The following is a 21840-nucleotide window of genomic DNA, read 5'->3' on the forward strand; positions in this document are numbered from 1 at the left end:
GCGGGGATCGCGTTGACGTTCTGGGTTTGGCTATGAAGCGGGTCTCCGCGCGCCGAATCCGAAACTCGCGGGGGCGGGAGCGCAGGGCTACTTCTTGGCCGCAGCCTTCTTGGCGGGCGCCTTCTTCGCGGACGTCTTGGCTGCGGCCTTTTTCGCGGGTGCCTTCTTGGCCGGTGCCTTTCTTGCCGGTGCTTTCTTGGCCGGAGCCTCGCCGTCCGAGCCATCGGCGTCCGAACCGTCGCTGTCCGAGCTGGACCCGCCCGACCGTCGCGCCTTCACGCTGGCCTCCAACTTGGCCAGCAGATCCGAGACGTCCTCGGTCTCGTCCAGTTCGGCGGGCTGCTCCTCAGTCGTAAAAGCTTCTCCGCCTTCGAGTTTCGCCTGAATCAGCTCATGCAGCTGTTCCTGGTAGTCGTCGCGGAACTGATCGGGATCGAAGTCGTCGGTCATCGACTCGACGACCTGGCCGGCCATCTTGAGCTCCGCCGGCTTGATCTGAACTTCGTTGTCCAGCACTGGGAAATCGGGATCGCGGATCTCGTCGGGCCACAGCAACGTGTGAATCACCATGACGTCGCGCTTGCTGAAATCCTTGACCCGCAACGCCGCAAGGCGCGTCTTGTTGCGAAGCGCGAAATGCACGATCGCCACCCGGTCGGACTGGGCCAGCGTCTTGGCCAGCAGTACATAGGACTTCGACGACTTGGAATCGGGCTCCAGGAAGTAACTTCGGTCGTACATCAACGGATCGATCTGATCGGCGGGGACGAACTCGAGTACCTCGATCTCGCGGCTGCGTTCCTCGGGCAGTGTCGAGATGTCCTCGTCGGAGATGATCACGGTCTGCCCGTCGTCGGACTCGTAGGCACGGGCGATATCGCGGTATTCGACGAGTTCGCCGCAGACCTCGCAGACCCGTTTGTAGCGGATTCGCCCGTTGTCCTTCGCGTGGACCTGATGAAACTTGATGTCGTGGTCCTCGGTGGCGCTGTAGACCTTCACCGGCACGTTCACCAGGCCGAACGCGATCGAACCCTTCCAGATGGAACGCATCAGCCCAGTATGGCCGACTGGGCGGCGGCATCGCGGGTGGCGCGGTCGGGAAGATCCGCGCCCGCCCGCGCGACCGTCAGCGTCGCGGACAGCACCCCGGAGGTGACCGCACCGCGCAGCGCGTCGATCCCGATGCGGGACAACGCCGCCCGGCGTTCGCCGCCCAGGAGGTCCTGCGACCACAGGGCGTCGATCAGGCCGGACATGAATGCATCGCCGGCTCCGACGGTGTCGACGACGCCGACTGCCCGGGCGGGTACCTCCACCGCACCCGCCCGGCAGACCGCGAACGCACCCCGGTCTCCCAGCGTGACGGCCACGATCGCCGGGCCGAGCGCCAGCCAGGTGCGCGCCACCTGATCGGCCGGGCGGCTCGGGTCGATCCAGCGCAGGTCCTCGTCGCTGGCCTTCACCACGTCGCAGCGCTCGACCAGACGCTCGATGCGGCCGCGGGCGGCGTCGGCGTCGGCGATCAGCCCCGGACGCACATTCGGGTCGAACGTGACGCTCGCCGAAAGGTGATAGGCATCGACCAACGCGGCCGTCGCCCGGCAGCCGGGCTCCAGCACGGTGGCGATGGAGCCGGTGTGCAGCACCGCGGGCGGGGGCACCTCGGGGGTGCCCGTCAGCTGCCAGTCGATGTCGAACACATAGCGCGCCGAACCGTCCGCGTCGAGAGCCGCCCGCGCCGTCGGCGTGTGGTCGGCGCTGGTGCTGCCCGGGACGAGTTGTACCCCAGAGCTTTTGACGTAGTCGGCGATGCGGTGCCCGCGCGAGTCGGTGCCGATGTGGGTGAGGAAATCAACGCCGCGGCCGAGCCGGGCCAGCCCGACCGCGACGTTGAGCGGGCTGCCGCCGACGTGCACGCCGAAGACCCGTCCGTCCCGCTCAACGATGTCGATCAGCGCCTCGCCGATGACCAGCGCCCGTCCGGAATTGCCGCCGGTCACCGGCTCACCAACCGATGTGTCATGACGCCGCCACCACGGCATCGACGCTACCCGGTGCCCGCCGGCCACCGGGCGTTTCCGCCCGAACGTCCCGAAGGTGTGAGGCGGCCCGTCAACCCCGATGGGCGGAGGCGTCGGCACCGGCCAACGCGCCCGCGGGCGCGTTGGGCTCCACCGTGACCTTGATGGCCTCACCGTTCTTCACGATCTGGAAGGCGTCGAGCACGTTCTCCAAGGCGATGTGCCTCGTGATGAGGTCCTTGACGGGGACCTGCCCGGTCGAGATGTATTCCAGCGCCCGCTTGTTGTGCTCGGGTGCCGACCCGTTGGCGCCGTGGATGTGCAGCTGCCGGTAATGCACGACGTTGGAGTCGCAGGTGATGGTCGGGTTCGTCTTGGGCAGGCCGCCGAAGAAGGAAATGCGGCCGTTGCGGGCGGCCATCGCGATCGCCTGCTCCTGGGTGATGTTGGCGGCGGTCGCGGTGATGACGACGTCGGCGCCCCGGCCGCCGGTCAGCTCCATGACCTTCTCCACCACGTCGACCTCGGCGGCGTTGATGATCGCGTCGGGTGACACCGCATCGGCGGACATCTGCAGCCTGCCGTCGTTGACGTCGACGAGGTACACGGGTCCGCAGTTGTGCACGCCGCGCGCGATGCGGATGTGCATGCAACCGATCGGGCCCGCACCGAAAACCACGACGGTGTCGCCCTCCTCGATGCCGAGCAGATCCTGGGCGTTGATGGCGCATGCGAACGGCTCGGCGGCGGACGCCTCGTCGTAGCCGACGTTGTCCGGAATCCGGTTGAGACCGTCCACCTTCAGCACCTGCCGTGGCACGATCATGTACTCGGCGAACCCGCCGTCGTATTGATATCCGACCGACGTTTGGTTCTCGCAGACCGCCATCCAGCCCTTGCGGCATTCGTGACACTCACCGCACGGCACCGCCGCGATCACCTGCGCCCGGTCGCCGACCTGCCAATTGGTGCCGTAGGTCGCGTTGACATCGGCCCCGACCTCGGCGATCTCGCCCGCGATCTCGTGACCGATGGTGCGCGGCGGCGTCAGGTTCTGGTGCCCGTTGTAGAAGATCTTGACGTCCGTACCGCAAGTCGAGCAGTTGCGGACACGCAGCTTGATCTCGTCGGGCCCGCATGTGGGCTCCGGGACGTCTTCCAAGCGGACGTCCTCGGGTGCGTAGAAGCGCAGGGCTTTCATAGGTGATTCCCTTCCGAGTGGTGGTGGATTTCTCGGGTCTACGGAGTGATCTGGTTCACCCCGCATCTGTACTCTAGCGGCAATGTGGGCATAAAACCAAGGACTATTTCGCCCATTTCTGCCCGGATACTTGCGCAGATGCCCGTTTGTGCGGTTTACTCATAGCGTGATGTGACTGACATCACCATCAAGTCTTTGAGATCGGGAGGTCACGGAGTTGTCCAACACCACGGAAGTACCCACTCGGTCAGGGATTCGTGTACGCGTCCAGAAGTTCGGCACATCGCTGTCGAACATGGTGATGCCGAATATCGGCGCGTTCATCGCGTGGGGCCTGATCACAGCGCTGTTCATCAAGGCCGGCTGGCTGCCGGGGATCTTCGAAGGACTGCGCGACCCGTCGGGGTGGGTGGCCAAGATCGGCGGCTGGGGTGACTACGACGGCAGCGGCATCGTCGGCCCGATGATCACCTACCTGTTGCCGATCCTCATCGGGGCCACCGGCGGCCGGATGGTCTACGGCGTGCGGGGCAGCGTCGTCGGGGCTATTGCCACCATGGGGGTCATCGCCGGTTCAGAGGTGCCCATGTTCATGGGCGCCATGATCATGGGGCCGATGGGCGGCTGGGTCATCAAGAAGCTCGACGCGCTCTGGCACGGCAAGATCAAACCTGGCTTCGAGATGCTCGTCGACAACTTCTCGGCCGGCATCGCCGGACTTCTCCTTGCCATCGTCGGATTCTTCGGCGTCGGACCCATCGTCACGGCGTTCAGCCGCGGAGCGGGCAACGTCGTGGACTTCCTCATCGACAACAACCTGCTGCCGCTGACGTCGATCTTCATCGAGCCGGCCAAGGTCCTGTTCCTCAACAACGCGATCAATCACGGCGTGCTCACGCCGCTGGGCACCACCCAGGCGCTGGAGACCGGCAAGTCGATACTGTTCCTGCTCGAGGCCAATCCGGGTCCGGGGCTGGGAATCCTGTTGGCCTACATGTTCTTCGGCAAGGGCGTCGCCAAGGCCTCCGCGCCGGGCGCGGCGATCATCCACTTCTTCGGCGGCATCCACGAGATCTACTTCCCGTATGTGCTGATGAAGCCGAAGCTGATCGCGGCCACCATCCTCGGCGGCATGACCGGCATCTTCATCAACGTGCTGTTCAACTCCGGCCTGCGAGCCCCCGCCGCCCCCGGCTCGATCATCGCGGTCTACGCGCAGACGGCCAGCGGCAGCTTCCTCGGTGTCACCCTGTCCGTCGTATCCGCCTGCGCCGTCTCCTTCACGGTGGCGTCGCTGCTGCTGAAGACCGACCGCGCCACCGATGAGCCGGATCTGGCCGCCGCCACCGCCGACATGGAGGCGATGAAGGGCAAGAAGTCCAGCGTGTCCGGCGCACTGCTCGGCGGTGGTGCCGGAGGTACGGCCACGGCCGTGGCCAGCGGTCCCATCACGAGTATCGTGTTCGCTTGCGACGCGGGCATGGGCTCGTCGGCGATGGGCGCGTCGGTGCTGCGCAGAAAGGTGCAGAAGGCCGGGTTCAGCGACGTCACCGTGGTCAACCAGGCAATCTCCAACCTCACCGACACCTTCGGTCTGGTCGTGACGCACCGTGACCTGACGGAACGGGCACGCCAGCGGACACCGTCGGCGGTTCATGTCTCGGTGGACGATTTCATGAGCAGCCCGCGCTACGACGAGATCGTCGACCTGTTGGGTCAGTCCAACGGCCCGGCCGAGGCATCCGCAGCTCCGGCGGCTGCCGCCGACGAACCCGAGGCAGCGCCGCAGGACGATGTGCTCACCCTCGACTCGATCGTGCTGGCCGGTTCGGCCACGACCACCGACGACGCCATCGACGAGGCGGGCAGGCTGCTCGTGGCTTCGGGTGCGGTCGAGCCGGCGTATGTCGACGCGATGCACGAACGGGAGAAGTCGGTGTCGACCTACATGGGCAACGGACTGGCGATTCCGCACGGCACCAACGAGGCGAAGGGCGCCATCCGCCACACCGGGATCTCGTTCGTCCGCTACCCCAAGCCGGTGGACTGGAACGGCAAACCGGCCGAGTTCGTGGTCGGTATCGCCGGCGCGGGCAAGGATCACATGGCGCTGCTGTCGCAGATCGCCAGCGTGTTCCTGGACAAGGACGAGGTGGCAAGGCTTCGAGCGGCGCAAACCCCTGCAGAGGTGAAAGCCGTCCTCGCCGGGGTCCGTGAGTAACACCGATCGATTGGTCGACCGTCCGCACCCGAGTTCGGGTGCGGACGGTTGACCCGCAACATGGCGGCGATGGAATCCCCCGACGGGGTCGCGATGGCGGCGCCGTCGCCGTCCCATGAGAATGTCCGGGTGGATTCCGACACCCGCCAGGGCAGGATCGTGGAGTTCGCCCGGACAAGGGGCCGGGTCGAAGTCGTCGCGCTGGCCGACGAACTCAACGTCGCGACCGAGACGATCCGCCGCGACCTGAAGGTCCTGGCCACCCGCAGGCTGCTCAAACGTGTGCACGGCGGGGCCATCCCGCTGGAGACCGCGGCCTTCGAATCGGGTGTCGAGTACCGCAGCCAGGTGGACCTGGCGCAGAAGCACCGGATGGCGGCGGGCGCCATTGAGCTGCTGCACGGGGCCGAGACCGTTTACCTGGACGAAGGGTTCACGCCGAGGCTGATCGCCGAACGCCTCGCCGACCGGGAGCTGACGGTGGTGACCTCGTCGCTGCTCGTCGCGGAAGCCCTGGCGCACAGCGCCGACGTCACCGTGCTCCTTCTAGGTGGACGGATGCGGGGCAGAACGCTGGCGACCGTCGACCACTGGGCGGTCGACATGCTGCGCAGCCTGGTCATCGACTTGGCTTTCCTTGGTACCAATGGGATCACGCTCGAGCACGGTCTCACCACACCCGACCCGGCGGTGGCCGCGGTGAAACAGACGGCGGTCAAGGTGGCGAGCCGGCGGGTGCTGGTCGCCGCGCACTCGAAGTTCGGCATGACCAGCTTCTGCCGGTTCGCCGAGGTGTCGGACTTCGAGGCCATCGTCACCGGGACCGAGCTGAGCTCGGCCGAGGCGCGCCGCTTCGAGGCGCTCGGCCCGGACGTCATCCGCAAGTAGGTCCCCATCGAAGTGATCACCGCATCGGCGCCCATGCGGGTATACGTGGGCTATGGAGGCGGAATTGGTGTGGCCGCCCGGGGCGACGTCGGGTCCCCGGGTGAAGCTGACCAATCCCGACAAGGTGCTCTATCCGGCGCGCGGAACCACCAAGGCCGAGGTGTTCGAGTATTACGTCACCATCGCGGCTGTCATGCTCCCGCACATCGCCGGGCGGCCCGCCACCCGTAAGCGCTGGCCGAACGGCGTGCACGAGGCGTCGTTCTTCGAGAAGCAGCTCGCATCGTCGGCACCCGACTGGCTGGCCCGCGGCAGCATTGCGCACAGGTCGGGGACCACCACCTACCCGATCATCGACGACACCGTCGGGCTGGCCTGGATCGCCCAGCAGGCCGCGCTGGAGGTACACGTCCCGCAGTGGCGGTTCGTCGACGGAAAGCCGGGTCCGGCAACACGTCTGGTCTTCGACCTGGATCCCGGCGACGGCGTCACCATGCGCGATCTGGGCACGGTCGCCCACGCAGTCAGGGACCTGATGGACGATCTCGGGCTGCGCACCTATCCGCTCACCAGCGGCAGCAAGGGGATGCACCTGTATGTGCCGCTCTCGGAGCCGGTGAGCTCCCACGGGGCATCGGTCCTGGCCAAACGTGTTGCGCAGCAGCTGGAAACGGCCATGCCCAAGCTCGTCACCGCCACCATGACCAAGAGCCTGCGCGCCGGCAAGGTGTTCCTGGACTGGAGTCAGAACAGTGCGTCGAAGACGACGATCGCGCCGTACTCGCTGCGCGGCAGGGAGCAGCCGACCGTCGCGGCCCCGGTCACGTGGGACGAGGTGGACGATGCATCGGTGCGGCACATGGGTTTTGACGAGGTACTCGACCGGGTCGAGCGGCTGGGGGATCTGCTCGACGGATTGGACACCGATGCGCCGGTGGCCGACCGGCTCACCACCTACCGCAGCATGCGCGACGGGACACGCACTCCCGAGCCGGTACCGGAAGAACCACCGCGGACCGGCTCCGACAACAGGTTCGTCATCCAGGAGCATCACGCGCGGCGGCTGCACTACGACTTCCGGCTGGAACGCGACGGCGTGCTGGTCAGCTGGGCGGTGCCGAAGAACCTGCCGGACAGCCCCGCCGTCAACCACCTCGCGGTACACACCGAGGACCACCCGATGGAATACCTCACCTTTCACGGCGAGATCCCCAAGGGCGAGTACGGCGGCGGCAAGGTCATCGTCTGGGACACCGGAACCTACGAGACCGAGAAGTTCAACGACGCACCCGACAAGGGCGGCGAGGTGATCGTCACCCTGCACGGATCCCGGATCTCCGGACGCTATGCGCTCATCCAGACCGACGGGAAGAACTGGCTGGCGCATCGGATGAAGGACCAGAAACAGTTCACCCCGGCCGATCTGGCGCCGATGCTGGCCACCGAGGGATCCGTGGAGAGGTTGACGGCAGGGCAGTGGGCGTTCGAAGGCAAGTGGGACGGCTACCGGCTGCTCGTCGACGCCGACCACGGCACCCTGACATTGCGTTCGCGGCGCGGTCGCGACGTGACGGCGGAGTATCCGCAACTGGCCGCGCTGGGCGCCGACCTCGCCGACCACCACGTCGTCGTCGACGGCGAAGTCGTGGCCCTCGACGAGACCGGGGTGCCCAGCTTCGGCGAGATGCAGAACCGGGCCAGGTCCACCCGGGTGGAGTTCTGGGCGTTCGACATCCTCTACCTCGACGGGCGACCGCTGTTGCGCGCCAAGTACTCCGACCGCCGCAGAATACTGACGGCGCTCGCGCAGGACGGCGGCTTGATCGTCCCCGACCAGATCCCGGGAGACGGTCCCGAGGCGCTGCAGTACGCGCGTAAGCGGCGCTGGGAGGGTGTGGTCGCCAAGAAGCGGGATTCCACGTATCAGCCGGGCAGGCGATCGGCGTCCTGGGTCAAGGACAAGATCTGGAACACCCAGGAGGTGGTCATCGGCGGCTGGCGGGAAGGCAACGGCGGCCGCACCAGCGGCATCGGCGCACTCATGCTCGGTATCCCCGCCGCGAACGGTCTGCAGTTCGTCGGCCGGGTCGGCACCGGGTTCACCGAGAAGGACCTGGCCCACCTCAAAGAGGTGTTGGCGCCCCTGCACACCGGCGAATCACCGTTCAACGCACGGCTTTCCACACAGGACGCCAAGGGGGTGACCTTCGTGACGCCCAGCCTCGTCGGCGAGGTGCGCTACAGCGAGCGCACGGCCGACGACCGGCTTCGCCAGCCCAGCTGGCGGGGTCTTCGGCGCGACAAGACACCCGACGACGTGGTGTGGGAGTGAGGAACGGCGGTTCATGACACAGTCGCTGCACAACACGGAGCCTGTAGAGGCCTCCGTAGCGGCCCCCGTAAAGCCCCTGTAAAGCGAGGAAGCACCGGAATGCGTCGGACAGGGGTGCACATCGCGGCGGGCGTGGTCGTGTCCCTCGCACTGCTTGCCCTCGCCACCGGTTGCACGAGCACGGTTTCGGGCACCGCGGTCAGGGCGCAGGGGGCGGCGGCCGAGGTGCCGCTGCTGACCATGTCCGACCTGAACCGGCTGCTGCTCTACGAACCCGACATGGTCGAGATCGTCGGCATCGATATGCGGGTGTTCGCCACCGAGGAGGACCTGATCTACCTCGCCGATCTGGTGTCCGAACCCGACTGTGTCGGAGCGGCATTCCCCTTGGACGAGGAGGTGTACAGCGCCACGAACTGGGTTGCCGCGCGGGACACCATCTTCCTGGAGGCCTCCGACCCCGACGACGTCCACGTCGTCGAACACGGACTGGTGCTGTTCGACACGGCCGAGGAGGCCAGGGCTTTCTTCGAGGGCTCCCGGCTGCAGTGGCAGGAGTGCGCCGGGATGTCCGGCATCGTCGTCGACGACAGCCCGTGGCTCGCCTTGGATGTGGTGGAACTCGGAGACTCGCTCATCACCCAGAACGCCGACCATGTCGGCTATGCGCAGTGCCAGCATGCGCTCGGGGTGGTGGCCAACCTGATCGTCGAATCGCTGGCGTGCGACGACACTTTCAACGACGAGGCCGAGAAGGTCGTCTCTGCCACGCTGGCGGAAGCAGCGCAGTAGGTCAGCAATACGTCCTGAAAAGTTCGGGCGGACGCCCGAATCACGCAACCCCCTGCAACTCTGGCACGGCGTTGTGATGCAGCTCATAGTTCCGCGATAGCCCCGCCGCCTATCGAGGAGCGCCATCGATGCCGAACACACACATCCCGCCGGTCGCCGAACAGAGCCGACCGCAACCCGGCCATTCTTACTCCGCAGCAGCCGCGGATGACACGGTGCGGCCCCGGGTGCGGCGAGACCGCTGGTTTGCTTTCGGCCTTGCGAACCTGGCGGTCGTCGTCGCACTGTCGGTCGCGGGTTGGTTCCTGCTGGCCGATCCCGTGACGAGTCCGTGGAGCTTCTACCCGATGCCGTTCAACGCCGCGTTGTTCTGGGCGATCCTGTTCGTCGTGTTCATCGGTTTCAACGCCGAGTTTGCCGGGTTCAGTCGGTTGGTCCAACCGTGGCGGGGCCTCGCCATCGTCGCGGCAACCGTGGTGTTCGCGGTCACCGTGACGGCGGTCCTGGCCAAGGGACTGGGCAGCATCGATCCCGACTTCGCGGCCGGCCGCCCGGGTGGTGCCGGATACTTCGCGGGGGCCCTGTTCGTGCTGTTCGGATTCGGCACCTTCGTGATGGCCGTACTCAACTGGCAACACTGGCCGTGGCCGCAGCTCGGGCTGAGACAACCCGCGGTGGGCCTGGCGGAGATCGCCGCCGTAGCCGGCCCCACGATGCTGGTGTATTTCGTCCTCGGGCTGCCCTCGGTCTCCCTGGCCGATGCTCACCCGCTGATGTCGGTGGACACCGTGCTCGGGTGGTTCTACAGCATCATCGTGGCGGTGCTGCTGACCGGACAAACCCTGGACAACTGGCCGTGGCGGATGGCGGGCACCCCGGCGCGGGTGGCGTTGGCGTCCACAGTGGGAAATCTCGCGGTGGGAACCGTCTTCTACCTCGCGGCGGTGCCGTTCGTCACGGCCCTCCTCGGACCGACGACGGCCGGCGCGCTGGGCGCCGGCGTCAATCAGTTCCCCGCCCAGTTCGGAGTCTGCTGGGCGTTCTGGATGATCTTCTGGGCCAACGCCTTCGGCAACCGACCCACTGGTCTCGGAATGGTGGCTAACCACACCGCCCGGGTCGCGATCACCTTTGCGCTCGGCGTGGTGACGTTCGTGTTCTACTACCGGTTTGCCGCCCAGCAGATCCTCCATGAGCCGACGGTGGCCCCCGGGATCAGCGGTAACGCACTTGGCTTCATGGACTGGGCGGTGCTCATCACGCTGTTCTACGTCGTCGCCTTCGAATCGCTCGGATTGCGGCGGCTCCTCGGTGGCGAACAGGTCGACACCGTTCCCCGATGACGATGGCCAGCATTCCGCTCGCCCGTGCTACGCCGTCCAGCGTTGCAGGGCCACCGAGACCGTCAGCACTAGCAGGCCCGCCGCGGCGAGCGCGGCTCCGGCGGCCGCGGGCGCGGTGTAGCCGAAACCGGCGGCGATCACCAGTCCGCCCACCCACGCACCCGTGGCGTTGCCGATGTTGAGCGCCGAGTGGTTGAGCGCGGCGGCCAGCGTCTGGGCGTCGTGGGCGACGTCCATCAGCCGGGTCTGCAGCGCAGGCCCGACCGCCGCGCCCGCCGCACCGATGGCGAACAGGCCGGGCAGGGCGGTCCACGGGTTGTGCGCGGCGAATACGAACAGCGCCAGCACGATACCCAGCGCGCCGATCGACAGGTACAGCGCGCGGATCACCGAGACGTCGGCCATCCGCCCGCCGACCAGGTTGCCGACCACCATGCCCAGGCCGAACAACATCAGCGCCACGGGGACCATGGCGCGCGGCAAGCCGGCCACCCCCGTCATCGTGGTGCTGATGTAGGTGTAGACCGCGAACATGCCGCCGAAGCCGATCATGCCGACCGCGAGCGCCAGCCACACCTGCACCCGCTTGAGCGCTCCGAGCTCGGTAAGTGGGCTGGTGACGTGCATCTCGCGGAGCCGTTCGGGCAGCCAGAACCACAGCGCAGCCAGTGTGATCAGCCCGATGACGACCACCAGGCCGAACGCGCTGCGCCACCCCAGTGCCTGCCCGAGCCACGACGCCATCGGCACACCGAGCACCGTCGCGATGGTCAGCCCGGACAGCACGTGGGCGACCGCCTTGGCGCGGTTGGCCGGGCCCATCAGGTGTGCGGCGACCAACGCGGCGACACCGAAGAACGCCCCGTGGGGCAGGCCCGCCATGAACCGCGCCGCCATCAGCGTCTCGTAGCTCGGTGCCAGCACGCTGGCCAGATTGCCCAGCGTGAACACGGCCATCAACGTCAACAGCAGCGTCCGCCTGTGCATCCGGGCGGCGGCCGCCGCGATCACCGGCGCCCCGATCACCACACCCAGCGCGTAGGCGGAGATAACGTGTCCGGCAACGGGTTCGGTGATGTGCAAACTCGCGGCGATATCCGGCAGCAGGCCCATTGCGACGAACTCGGTGGTGCCGATGCCGAACCCGCCCAGGGCCAGGGCGAACACCGCCAGCCAGCGCACCGATGGCGGCGGGGCGACAACCGACAGCGGAACCGACGGGCGGTCAACAGAAGTGGACACAGGCGGGAACTTTCGTGCTAGTTGGAACTGCCGGTTGGCGTGCTCAGTTGGAGGGTGCCGCACTGGCCGCGCCGGTGGCGGCGTCGGCGAGTTCTCGTGCGGCGCGTGCGAGCTGGGAGATGGCTGCCCAGTCCTGGCGTGCAACGACATCGTTGGGCGTCAGCCAGCTGCCACCGACACACCCTACATTCGGGCTGGACAGATACGAAGCCAATTTCGCCGGGGTGATCCCGCCGGTCGGGCAGAAGCGGGCCGCGGGGACCGGCGAGTGGATCGAGCGCAGGAACGGGGCGCCGCCCGCCGGTTCGGCGGGGAAGAACTTCATCTCCTTGTAGCCGTGTTCCAGCAGCCGCAGCACCTCCGACACCGTGGCCACGCCGGGCAGGTGCGGTAATCCGCTGTCGCGCATCGACCCTCGCAGCGAAGGGGTGTTGCCCGGCGAGACGAGGAACTGCGCACCGGCGGCGAGTGCCTGCTTGGGCTGGTAGGTGTCGACGATGGTGCCCGCCCCGACGAGGATGTCGGGCACCTCGTTGGCGATGCGCTTGATGGCCTCCAGCGCCGCAGGGGTGCGCAGCGTGAGTTCGATCACCGGCAGTCCGCCGTCGACGAGCGCCTGGGCGATCGGCACCGCATCCGCTGCGTCGTGCACGACGACGACGGGGATGACGGGGACGATGTCGAGCAGCGAGGAAGGGGGATTCGGTGTCATTCTGCACTCCTGAAGACAGATGCGCCCTCGTCGGCGGGGCCGACCGCCGAGCGCATGCTTGCGAACAATTCCCGGCCGGTTCCCACCCATTCGTCTGCCGAGAGCGCCCGGCCGGTGGGGATTCGAGCGCTGAATTGGTCGGCCGGAACGTCGAGGGTGAGCGTACCTGTGTTGGCGTCGAGCGTGATGACGTCGCCGTCGGCAACCCGGGTCAACGGTCCGCCCGCGGCCGCCTCAGGCGTGAGATGGATTGCGGCGGGAACCTTTCCGGATGCGCCGGACATGCGGCCGTCGGTGATCAACGCCACTTTGTGACCGCGGTCCTGCAGCACTCCCAGCGCCGGGGTGAGCTTGTGCAGCTCGGGCATGCCGAGGCCCTGCGGGCCCTGATAGCGCAGGACGGCGACGAAATCCCTTTCGAGAGAACCTGATTGGAACGCCTCGAGGAACTCCTCCTGGCTGTCGAACACCAAGGCGGGTGCGGTGACCAGACGGTGTTCGGGGGCGACGGCTGAAGTTTTGATCACACTGGTGCCAAGATTGCCGGTCAGCCGCTTGAGGCCGCCGTCGGGGGCAAACGGATCGTCGGCGGTACGCAGCACGGCGGTGTCCAGGCTCATCCGCGGACCGTCCACCCAGTCCAGGCCTTCGCTTGCGAGCTTGGGCTCCGAGGTGTAGCGGCGCAGCCCGGTGCCAGCCACGGTGCGCACGTCCTCGTGCATGAGGCCGGCGTCCAGCAGCGAGTTGATGACGCACGCCATCCCGCCCGCGGCGTGGAAGTGATTGACGTCGGCCTTGCCGTTCGGATACACCCGAGCCAGCAACGGCACCACGGCCGACAGGTCGGAGATGTCGTCCCACGTCAGGGTGATGCCAGCGGCGCGGGCGATGGCGACGAGATGCATGGTGTGGTTGGTCGAGCCGCCCGTAGAGAGCAGCACGACGCAGCCGTTGACAATGGCCTTCTCGTCGACGACCTCGCCGACGGGGGTGTAGTCGTCGCCGAGCGCGGTCAGGCCGGTGACCCGCTTACCTGCCTCGGAGGTCAGCGCATCGCGCAGCGGGGTGTCCGGATTGACCAGGCTCGATCCCGGCAGGTGCAGGCCCATCGCCTCCATCAGCAGCTGGTTGGAGTTCGCGGTGCCGTAGAACGTGCAGGTGCCGCGGCCGTGGTACGACGCGGCCTCGGCGTCCAGCAGCGCCTCGCGGTCGACCTTGCCCTCGGCGTAGAGCTGGCGGATGCGCGCCTTCTCGCCGTTCGGCAGGCCCGATGTCATCGGCCCGGCGGGCACGAAGATCGCGGGCAGATGCCCGAAGCCGAGGGCGCCGATGAGCATCCCCGGCACGATCTTGTCGCACACACCCAGCAGCAGCGCGGCGTCGAACATGTCGTGGGACAGGGCGATGGCGGTCGACATGGCGATCACGTCGCGGCTGAACAGGGACAGCTGCATTCCCTCGCGGCCCTGGGTGATGCCGTCGCACATGGCGGGCACGCCGCCGGCGAACTGGGCGATGCCGCCCGCCTCCAGCACCGCCTGCTTGAGCTGGGCGGGGTAATCCTCGAACGGCTTGTGCGCGGAGAGCATGTCGTTGTAGGAGGAGACGATCGCGACGTTGGGCTTGACCATGCGGCGCAGCGCTTCCTTGTCCTGCTTGCCCGACGCGGCGAAGCCGTGCGCCAGGTTGGCGCAGGCGAGCCGTCCGCGGGCCGGACCGCGCTCGGCGGCCGCCGAGATCCGCTGCAGGTAGGAGCTGCGGGCTGTGGCGCTGCGCTCGACGATCCGTTCGGTCACCTCGGCGATGACGGGATGGATCGATGTCTGTGTGTCTGTCATGTCCTTGTTCCGGTTTGCGGTTTGGGCTGGAGCTTCGGGTTGGGTCACACGGCGCCTTCGTGCCAGCGCCTGCCGTCCCGTTCGACCAATGTGGCGGCGTCGATCGGGCCGTCGGTGCCCGCGGGGTAGCTGCGCGGCACCCGGTCGGTTCTCTTCCATTCGCGCAGGATCGGCTCGGCCCATGCCCACGCCGCCTCGACTTCGTCGCGCCGCATGAACAGGGTCGGGTCGCCGCGGACGACGTCCATCAGCAGCCGCTCGTAGGCGTCGGTGGAGCGGCGCTGGAACGCCTCGGTGTAGTTCAGCTTGAGCGACACCGGCCGCAGTCGGATACCGCCCGATCCCGGCTCCTTGGCGGTCAGCTCGAGGCGCATCTCTTCCTTCGGCTGCAGCGAGATGATCAGCCGGTTAGGTTCGGGCCCGCGGTCGCTGTCGGGGAACATCGGCAACGGGACGGGCTTGAACTGGACGACGATCTCGGAGGAGCGGTGTGCCATCCGCTTGCCGGTGCGCAGGTAGAAGGGCACGCCCGCCCAGCGCCAGTTGTTGACCTCGGCCTTGACCGCGACGAACGTCTCGGTGGTGCTGTCGGGGTTCTCGGCGTCCTCGCGGTAGCCGGCGACCACGCCGCCCTCGGCGAGGCCGGGCCCGTACTGGCCCGTGACGGTGTTGCGCTTGATGTCCTCGCTGGTCAGGGGGCGCAGCGCCTGCAGCACCTTGAGCTTCTCGTCACGCACCGTCTCGCGGTGGACGTAGGTCGGCGGCTCCATGGCCACCAGGCACAGCACCTGCAGCAGATGGTTCTGCAGCATGTCTCGCAGCGCGCCGGATTTGTCGTAATACCCGCCGCGGGTGCCGACGCCGAGGGATTCGGCGGCGGTGATCTGCACGTGGTCGATCCGGCTCGAATTCCACAGCGGTTCGAGCAGCGTGTTGGCGAAGCGGGTGACGAGCAGGTTCTGGACGCTCTCCTTGCCCAGATAGTGGTCGATCCGGAAGATCTGGCGCTCTTCGAACACCGCGCCCACCGCATCGTTGATGGCCTGCGCGGATGCCAGGTCGTGTCCGATCGGCTTCTCCAGCACGACGCGTGCGGTGTCGGTGACCAGACCCTGGGCTCCGAGTGCCGCACAGATCGGGCCGAACAGGGCGGGTGCGCATGCCAGGTAGAAGACCCGGATGTCGTTGGGCGAATGGGTCAGCGTCTCGGTGACGGCCGCGTAGTCGGCGGGTTCGGTCAGGTCGATGCTCACGAACCGCAGCCGGCTGATGAAGCGGTCGAGCGTCTCATTGTCGAGGAGGTCGGCGGCGACGAATCGGCCCAGCTCCGACTGGATCTTGTGGCGGTAGCCGGGCTCGTCGAGGCCGGCCCTGGCCACGGCGATGACACGGGTGTCGTCTGTGAGCTGGCCGTCGCGGTCGCGCAGGTAAAGCGCGGGCAACAGCTTACGAACGGCGAGGTCGCCGGTGCCTCCGAAGATCACGAAGTCACAGGGGTCAACCGCGGTTGCGGTCGGCATCTGGTCCCTCCCGGGGGATGGTAGTTGCGGGTGATCGGTATCAAACTCAATCGATCCAGAAGAACCGTAGCGCATACTTCGGCGTGAAAGCAAACAGTCTTTTGCACTAGAAATACAAAAGTAACATGGGTTACGATCTTCGTTGTGGTGTTTTCCCAGAGTTCCGTGTCGCCACGTCCGCCGGGCGTGACGTGGAATCCCACGGGCGCGTCCGCAGGCGAGATCTACGCGCTGATCAGGGCGAAGCGCGACGTCACGCGTGCCGAGGTCGGTCAGCTGAGCGGGCTGTCCCGCACGGCGGTATCCGCCAGGGTCGCCGCGCTGATCGAACGCGGTCTGGTCGTGGAGCGGGAGCAGGCGCCGTCGACCGGCGGGCGCCCCGCCACGTTCCTGAGCTTCAACGCCGACGCCGGAGTGGTGCTGTCGGCGGCGATCGGCCGCAGCCGCACCCGGCTGGCAGTGTGCAACCTCGCGGGCGAGATCCTGGCGGGCACCGACATCGACCAGGAGCTGGGTCTGGGCCCCGATGATCTGATGCCCGATGTCGCGAAGGGGTTGGACGTCCTGCTCGCCGACTCCGGCCATCGCAACGCCCAGATCTTCGGCATCGGCGTGAGCCTGCCCGGCACCGTCGACCCGGATCTCGGCGGGACCGTCGACTCACCGATCATGAGGGGCTGGGACGGGGTGCCGCTGCGTCCCTACTTCGGCGAACTGACCGACGCCCCGGTGATCATCGACAACGACGCCAACGTCATCGCCCTGTCCGAACGGCGCGGCGAGCGCCTCGCGTTCGACGACCTTCTCGTGATCAAGGCATCGACCGGGCTCGGCGCGGGCATCATCGCGGGCGGAGCGTTGCAGCGTGGCGTGGCCCAGGCCGCCGGCGAGGTCGGCCACAACAAGACGTCCGCGGCCGCTGGGGTGCCTTGCCGCTGCGGCGACACCGGGTGCCTGGAGGCGGTCGCGGCAGGATGGGCGCTGGTCGGCGCCCTGCGCGAGCAGGGCCGCGCGGTGAGCCACCTTCGCGACGTCGTCGAGCTGGCGAACGGCGGCGACGCGGAGGCGCGACGGCTGATCCGTGACAGCGGGCGCCAGGTCGGCGAGGTGCTGGCCGCCGCCGTGAATCTGCTCAACCCCGCCGTGCTGGTGGTCGCGGGTGACATGGTCGCCGCCTACGACATCTTCGTCGCGGGTCTGCGAGAGAGCTTGTACCGCAACGCCACCGCGCTTGCCACGCGGACGCTGCAGGTGGTGCCCGCCACCCACGGCGACCGCTCGGGCGTGATCGGCAGTGCCACGCTCGTGCTCGACGAGGTGCTGAGCCCGGTGGCGATCGATGCATCGTTGGATGCCAAGGCCGGCAAGCGGTTTCGCCGGGCATCGAGCACGGACTAGTTCGCCGTCACAGTCCGGGCCGGTTAGAGCCGGTTCTCAGGACCGATGACCGCCCATACCGCCTTTCCCGTGGGCGTCGGAGTGTTTCCCCATGCGCGGCACAGTGCCGACACGACGGCGAGACCCGAAGGCGGGCGACGGCCCGTCGCCTCGTGACGGCTGGCGTGGGTGCGGTTGGAGTCCTCCACCACCACGGTGATCGCCGACCCGTCGGACTCCAGGCGCAGCCGGGGACTGGAATCCGTGTGCTGCAGCACGTTCTCGACAAAGGCGGTGGCAACGACGGTGGCCACCGGGATCAGGTCGGCCCGGGACCATACCGTGAGCCAGCCGGCGATCAACTCGCGCGACCGGCCGAGGCTGTGCACGGCTGTCAGCTGGGCCCTGGCCCGGTGGCGCGGCCGGGCACCCGGGGCGGGCAGCGCGCCGAGCGCGCGGTCAACCGTGTCGTACACCGCGACCCGCGCGTCGATACCGGATTGTGCGATGGCCGCGCGGACGTCGGTGTCCCCGCAGACCAGGATGATCGGGACCCGCGGCCAGCGGGCGACGTGCCAGCGCGCGCTGGTGAACGCCAGCCACGACAGGGTCGAAGGGGCGGTGAGGGCGGTGACGTCGACGATGACCGCCCTCGGCTCCTCGAGGGAGGCGTGAATAATCTTGTCGCGCAGCCAAAGATAGGTCGTATCATCCACAACGCCGCGGGTGCTGAGTACGGCGGCGCCGGCAGTCACCGCTGAGGTGATGCCGAGTGCACGCGGCCAATCGGTGTCTACCATGGCGTTTGCCGGGTACCCCGGGCTGCGTCGGGGTAATCGCCCGGTAGACGTGCGGTCCTCACGCTCAGACACCTCCGGTACCGGAACGTGTTCTCGATCGGGGTCACGGGTGGCGCCCACCGCGAGGGCAGCCATCGCGGTGGCCGGCACTCCGCGCCGCTCAGAACGACATGTCGCCGGTGACTCGAGTCGCCGTCATCTCGGTGCCGTGCATCTCCATCGACCACGTCCCGTATCTCATCGAAGGGGCCTGGCTCAGTTGCTGATTCAGTCGCATCTGGCGCACCTGGTCCATGAACGCCTTGTCCTTTGCCTTGATCGCGTCGGTCACCTTGTGGTCGCCGGGTGCGCTGTTGTTCATCACACCCGTGATGCTGCGGTCGGGTCGCACCACGTAGGTTGCGCGCGCATCGCCGTGCTTGGCCGTGTACAACCCCGCGGGTTCCGCCACGCGCGATGCCGCGAAGTTCATGACGGTGGTGTCGGCCTCGTTCATGGTCAGCTCACCGTTGATGGTCGTTCCGTCGAATGCCGCCTTGAGCTCGTCGCCGTAGACCGACATGAGATCCATCCGGCCGTCCCGCTGTTGGCCGAAGAAATACGCTTCGTCGGTGCTTCCGTTGGTGGCGTAGGCGACGACGTCGACACCATTGACCGTGATGGCCATTGTCATCGGTTCGTCGTGTGAGGTCATCGGTTCGCCGTGCGAGCCGGGAATGTCGGCGATAAACGTTGCCGTGGCGGGCATCGCCGCAGCCGCGGATGCGCTGGCGACCGTTTCCGCCGGATGCGGCGCGGTGCCGTTGGAACATGCCGTGACCAAGCCGGCGGCGGCGACCGCGCCTGCGGCGATCACCAGGGCGGTACGAATCTTCATGCTGAACCAGCCTCCTCATGACCCGTCCGCCACCATGGCGGCGGGTTCGGAGATGGGTGTGGCAACTGCGCGGGGGCGTTACACCGTGGGAACGTCCAGCTGGATCTCCCCGAGGGCGAAAGGCGGCGCGCCGGTGCCGGTGATGGAGTGACCCCACGGCGTGCGCTCGCCGATCCTGGCCGGCGCGGTGCGGTCGCCGATCGCGAGGCTGACATGTGCTGCCTTGACAGCGTCATCGGGCAGGTCGCCGAAAACCATTCCCCGCCAGTGGTATCGGCCGTCGATGGGATCCAGATGCCCGCTCAGGCGCGCCCGTACTACGTGTCCGCCGTCGATGGTGGCCGGCCCGTCGTAGACCTCGTCCTCGACGCCGACCGAACTCAGGTCGAAGGCCGACTCGATCTTGCGGCGGGCCAACGTCCAGTCGATCGCCCGATCGTCGGGCACCCGGTCGTTGAACACCCGCTGGGTGCTGTGCCGCACCTCGATGCGAGTGCTCGCGGTGCGCGCCATCACGGCGAGGCAGTCGCCGATGTAGCGCGTCGCGGCGGCGGAATCGCCCGCGGGTAGCAGGAACCAGTTGGGTAGGCCGTGCACCGCGACGCCGAGATACGGGCGCAGCGCCTCCCGGCCGGGCGGGTGGGGTCCCGCGGTGACGACGATCCTGGCCCGAAATCGTCGACCCGTTGGGCATTCGACGGGGTGGGCCAGCAGGTCCCAGCAATGGCCGGCCTCGTCGAACGCCCAACGGGTGGGCGGATTCTCGGAACCCATGACGACGCTGACCCCATCGGCGCGCAGCGCATCGCCCGCGCCGGGTGCACCGACGACGAGGACGTCGCAGATCGTCACGGGGTTACCGGGGTAGGAACCCGGTGCGTGTCCACATCCGGCGCGCGATGGGCCCCATCAGGCCCATCTCCTCCAGGAAGGCCCCAAGCGGGGCGAACCCGATCACCTGGACCTGGTGGCGGTGGGGGCTGCTGCGGGCCACCCGGCGGGCGGCATCGGCATCGAGGCCCATCCGCCGGTAGGGCACGCGGTTGGTGAACAAGTGGCGGAAGAACAGCCCGCCGAGCCCGTTGACGTTGGCCACGAACATCCGGTTCAGCCTGCGCATATGGGGGGCGCGTCTGCGCAGCCCGTCGCGGGCGAACTGGATGTGGCGCGCCTCCTCGGCGACGTGGATGCGCATGAGCCGCTGCACCATCGGCTGAATCTCGGGGTCGTCCATCATCTGGCGCTGAAGCGAGTCGAAGATCTCCTCCCCGATCAGCGCGGCCATCCACAGCAGCGAACCCTGAAAGGCCAGCGGCAGCATGTTGATGAACGTCCGCTGATATCGGCGCGGCCGCACCGGCTTTGCGCCCACCCGCTCGATCGCCTTGCCGAACATGATCATGTGGCGGGTCTCGTCCCCGAGTTCGGTCAGCTCGTAGTGGGTGGCGCGGGTGGTCGGGTCCCGGTGAATCATCCTGCGCAGCAGCGCCTGATTGAGCATGTTCTCGAACCAGATGCCCGCCGAGAGCGTGTTGACGAACTCCTGCCGGGACAACTCGATTCGCTGTGCGCGGCTCATCGAATCCCACATCGGCGTGCCGTACAGCGACACCGTCCTCGGCGGCAGGAAGAACTTGTCGGGATCCAGCGGGGCGTCCCAGTCGATGTCGACCACCGGCGCGTAGGACTTCTTCACCGAACCCTTGAGCAACCGCTCCGAGAACTCCTCACGGGTCGGCGGCGCCGTCTTCGGCGCCGGTCTCATCGAAGCGGTCATCGTCGACCTCCTCCCACGCGGTACGTCCGAAGGTAGCCAGCCCATGCACGCCGGTCAATACCCGCGGTACCGCATACTTCAGAGTATCCCCGAGCCGGTCAACCGTGGAAGTGCGCCTTCAACTGCCCGAGTGTCCCGAAGTCGGCGACCGCCTGGTCGCCGGGGCGCAGCGGGGCCGGGGCGGTGAGGGTGCCGCTGAGGACGATGTCGCCCGCGCCGAGCCCCTCGCCGCGGGCCGCGAGATGCCCGGCCAGCCATGCCAACGCGCGCGCCGGATCGCCCAGCACGTTGGCCGCGTGACCGTCCAGCCGCGTATCGGCCACCGTCGCGGTGACGGCGAGTTGTGTCAGGTCGACATCGCCGGGTGCGAACCGCGGTCCGAGCACGGCACGCGCGGCGTAGGAGTTGTCGGCCACCAGCATCGCGGCGGTGCGCGCTCCACCGTCCCAGCGGCTGTCGATGATCTCGAATGCGATGGCCAGTTCGGCGGTTGCGTCCAGGACGTCGCGCGGGGTGACCTGCCCGTCAAGGTCCGTGCCCAGCACGAACGCCACCTCGACCTCGAGCGCCGGGGCGATCAGCCCGGCCAGGGTGACGTCGCCCTCGGTGCTCACCGTTGCGGCGCTGAGGAATCCGCCGACAGGTTCGTCGGTCGAGAACGACGCCCGCCCGGCGGCCGACGTCAGTCCGACCTTGAAGCCGACCGGTTCGTCGCCGGAGGCGGAGCGCAATAGGAGGCGCTGGCGCTGCACGGCGTAGCCGAAGGTGATGTCCATCGTCTCGTCGTCCGCGGTGGGGGCGACGGGCGCACCTCGGCGTTGGGCGTCCTCGAGCCGTGCGGCACAGGCGGCCGGGTCTGCGTTCATGATCGTCTCCTCGCTCTGGCCGGATCGGCC

At 67.8% G+C, this 21840-nt stretch carries 18 protein-coding genes; 6 read left to right on the plus strand and 12 right to left on the minus strand.

Annotated elements, in window-relative coordinates:
• Positions 1-87 precede the first annotated feature (87 nt).
• The 3 genes from ku to ADBZ6K_RS08495 form a co-directional block, all read right to left on the minus strand.
• Positions 88-1053, minus strand: a complete 966-nt coding sequence (gene ku, locus ADBZ6K_RS08485; RefSeq protein ID WP_526345465.1) for a non-homologous end joining protein Ku — start codon at positions 1051-1053, stop codon at positions 88-90.
• A complete protein-coding gene (locus tag ADBZ6K_RS08490) occupies positions 1053-2003 on the minus strand; it encodes a carbohydrate kinase family protein (RefSeq protein WP_526345467.1) in 951 nt (316 codons plus the stop codon). Before ADBZ6K_RS08490 ends, ku begins: the two co-directional genes overlap by 1 nt.
• A gap of 112 nt (positions 2004-2115) precedes the next feature.
• Positions 2116-3225 (minus strand): zinc-dependent dehydrogenase, encoded by a 1110-nt coding sequence (locus ADBZ6K_RS08495; RefSeq protein WP_526345469.1) that lies wholly within the window; start codon positions 3223-3225, stop codon positions 2116-2118.
• A gap of 217 nt (positions 3226-3442) precedes the next feature.
• Here ADBZ6K_RS08495 and ADBZ6K_RS08500 point away from each other — a divergent pair, with 217 nt between their 5' ends.
• The 5 genes from ADBZ6K_RS08500 to ADBZ6K_RS08520 all read left to right on the plus strand — a co-directional run bounded on the left by ADBZ6K_RS08500 (position 3443) and on the right by ADBZ6K_RS08520 (position 10801).
• The gene (locus ADBZ6K_RS08500; RefSeq protein WP_526345471.1) at positions 3443-5446 is read left to right on the plus strand and encodes a PTS mannitol transporter subunit IICBA; all 2004 of its coding nucleotides are present in this window, start codon (positions 3443-3445) and stop codon (positions 5444-5446) included.
• Between the two features lie 129 nt (positions 5447-5575).
• Positions 5576-6334 (plus strand): DeoR/GlpR family DNA-binding transcription regulator, encoded by a 759-nt coding sequence (locus ADBZ6K_RS08505; protein WP_526345847.1) that lies wholly within the window; start codon positions 5576-5578, stop codon positions 6332-6334.
• A 52-nt stretch (positions 6335-6386) separates the two neighbouring features.
• Positions 6387-8666 carry an ATP-dependent DNA ligase gene (locus ADBZ6K_RS08510; RefSeq protein ID WP_526345473.1) on the plus strand — a complete coding sequence of 760 codons (2280 nt, stop codon included), beginning with the start codon at positions 6387-6389 and terminating at the stop codon, positions 8664-8666.
• A 99-nt stretch (positions 8667-8765) separates the two neighbouring features.
• Positions 8766-9458: a sensor domain-containing protein gene (locus ADBZ6K_RS08515; RefSeq protein ID WP_526345475.1), complete on the plus strand. Its 693-nt coding sequence runs from the start codon at positions 8766-8768 to the stop codon at positions 9456-9458.
• Positions 9459-9586: 128 nt separating this feature from the next.
• The gene (locus ADBZ6K_RS08520) at positions 9587-10801 is read left to right on the plus strand and encodes a hypothetical protein (protein WP_526345477.1); all 1215 of its coding nucleotides are present in this window, start codon (positions 9587-9589) and stop codon (positions 10799-10801) included.
• Between the two features lie 27 nt (positions 10802-10828).
• Here the strand turns inward: ADBZ6K_RS08520 and ADBZ6K_RS08525 are convergent, their stop codons facing one another.
• Genes ADBZ6K_RS08525 through zwf form a run of 4 tightly spaced genes read right to left on the minus strand, consistent with a single transcriptional unit; the run spans position 10829 to position 16113 of the window.
• Positions 10829-12043 (minus strand): MFS transporter, encoded by a 1215-nt coding sequence (locus tag ADBZ6K_RS08525; protein ID WP_526345479.1) that lies wholly within the window; start codon positions 12041-12043, stop codon positions 10829-10831.
• 43 nt (positions 12044-12086) lie between these two features.
• Positions 12087-12755, minus strand: a complete 669-nt coding sequence (locus ADBZ6K_RS08530; RefSeq protein WP_526345481.1) for a bifunctional 4-hydroxy-2-oxoglutarate aldolase/2-dehydro-3-deoxy-phosphogluconate aldolase — start codon at positions 12753-12755, stop codon at positions 12087-12089.
• Positions 12752-14593, minus strand: coding sequence for a phosphogluconate dehydratase (gene edd / locus ADBZ6K_RS08535; protein WP_526345484.1), 1842 nt, complete (start codon positions 14591-14593; stop codon positions 12752-12754). The genes ADBZ6K_RS08530 and edd overlap by 4 nt, the downstream gene beginning before the upstream one ends.
• Positions 14594-14637: 44 nt before the next feature.
• Positions 14638-16113 (minus strand): glucose-6-phosphate dehydrogenase, encoded by a 1476-nt coding sequence (zwf, locus tag ADBZ6K_RS08540; RefSeq protein WP_526345486.1) that lies wholly within the window; start codon positions 16111-16113, stop codon positions 14638-14640.
• A 186-nt stretch (positions 16114-16299) separates the two neighbouring features.
• Here zwf and ADBZ6K_RS08545 point away from each other — a divergent pair, with 186 nt between their 5' ends.
• Complete coding sequence (locus tag ADBZ6K_RS08545; RefSeq protein WP_526345849.1) at positions 16300-17511, plus strand: ROK family protein; 1212 nt, start codon at positions 16300-16302, stop codon at positions 17509-17511.
• 23 nt (positions 17512-17534) lie between these two features.
• Here ADBZ6K_RS08545 and ADBZ6K_RS08550 read toward each other — a convergent pair whose 3' ends face one another.
• From ADBZ6K_RS08550 to ADBZ6K_RS08570, 5 genes are all read right to left on the minus strand, one after another.
• Positions 17535-18290 carry an STAS domain-containing protein gene (locus ADBZ6K_RS08550; protein WP_526345488.1) on the minus strand — a complete coding sequence of 252 codons (756 nt, stop codon included), beginning with the start codon at positions 18288-18290 and terminating at the stop codon, positions 17535-17537.
• Positions 18291-18450: 160 nt separating this feature from the next.
• On the minus strand, positions 18451-19167 hold the full coding sequence (locus ADBZ6K_RS08555; protein ID WP_526345490.1) for a hypothetical protein: 717 nt from the start codon (positions 19165-19167) through the stop codon (positions 18451-18453).
• A 78-nt stretch (positions 19168-19245) separates the two neighbouring features.
• Positions 19246-20019, minus strand: a complete 774-nt coding sequence (locus ADBZ6K_RS08560) for a DUF4873 domain-containing protein (RefSeq protein WP_526345492.1) — start codon at positions 20017-20019, stop codon at positions 19246-19248.
• 4 nt (positions 20020-20023) lie between these two features.
• A complete protein-coding gene (locus tag ADBZ6K_RS08565; RefSeq protein WP_526345494.1) occupies positions 20024-20944 on the minus strand; it encodes a diiron oxygenase in 921 nt (306 codons plus the stop codon).
• 98 nt (positions 20945-21042) lie between these two features.
• Positions 21043-21810 (minus strand): 2-keto-4-pentenoate hydratase, encoded by a 768-nt coding sequence (locus ADBZ6K_RS08570; protein WP_526345496.1) that lies wholly within the window; start codon positions 21808-21810, stop codon positions 21043-21045.
• Positions 21811-21840 lie beyond the last annotated feature (30 nt).

The sequence above is a fragment of the Mycobacterium sp. genome, from assembly GCF_044223235.1.
In the GTDB taxonomy this organism is placed as follows: domain Bacteria; phylum Actinomycetota; class Actinomycetes; order Mycobacteriales; family Mycobacteriaceae; genus Mycobacterium.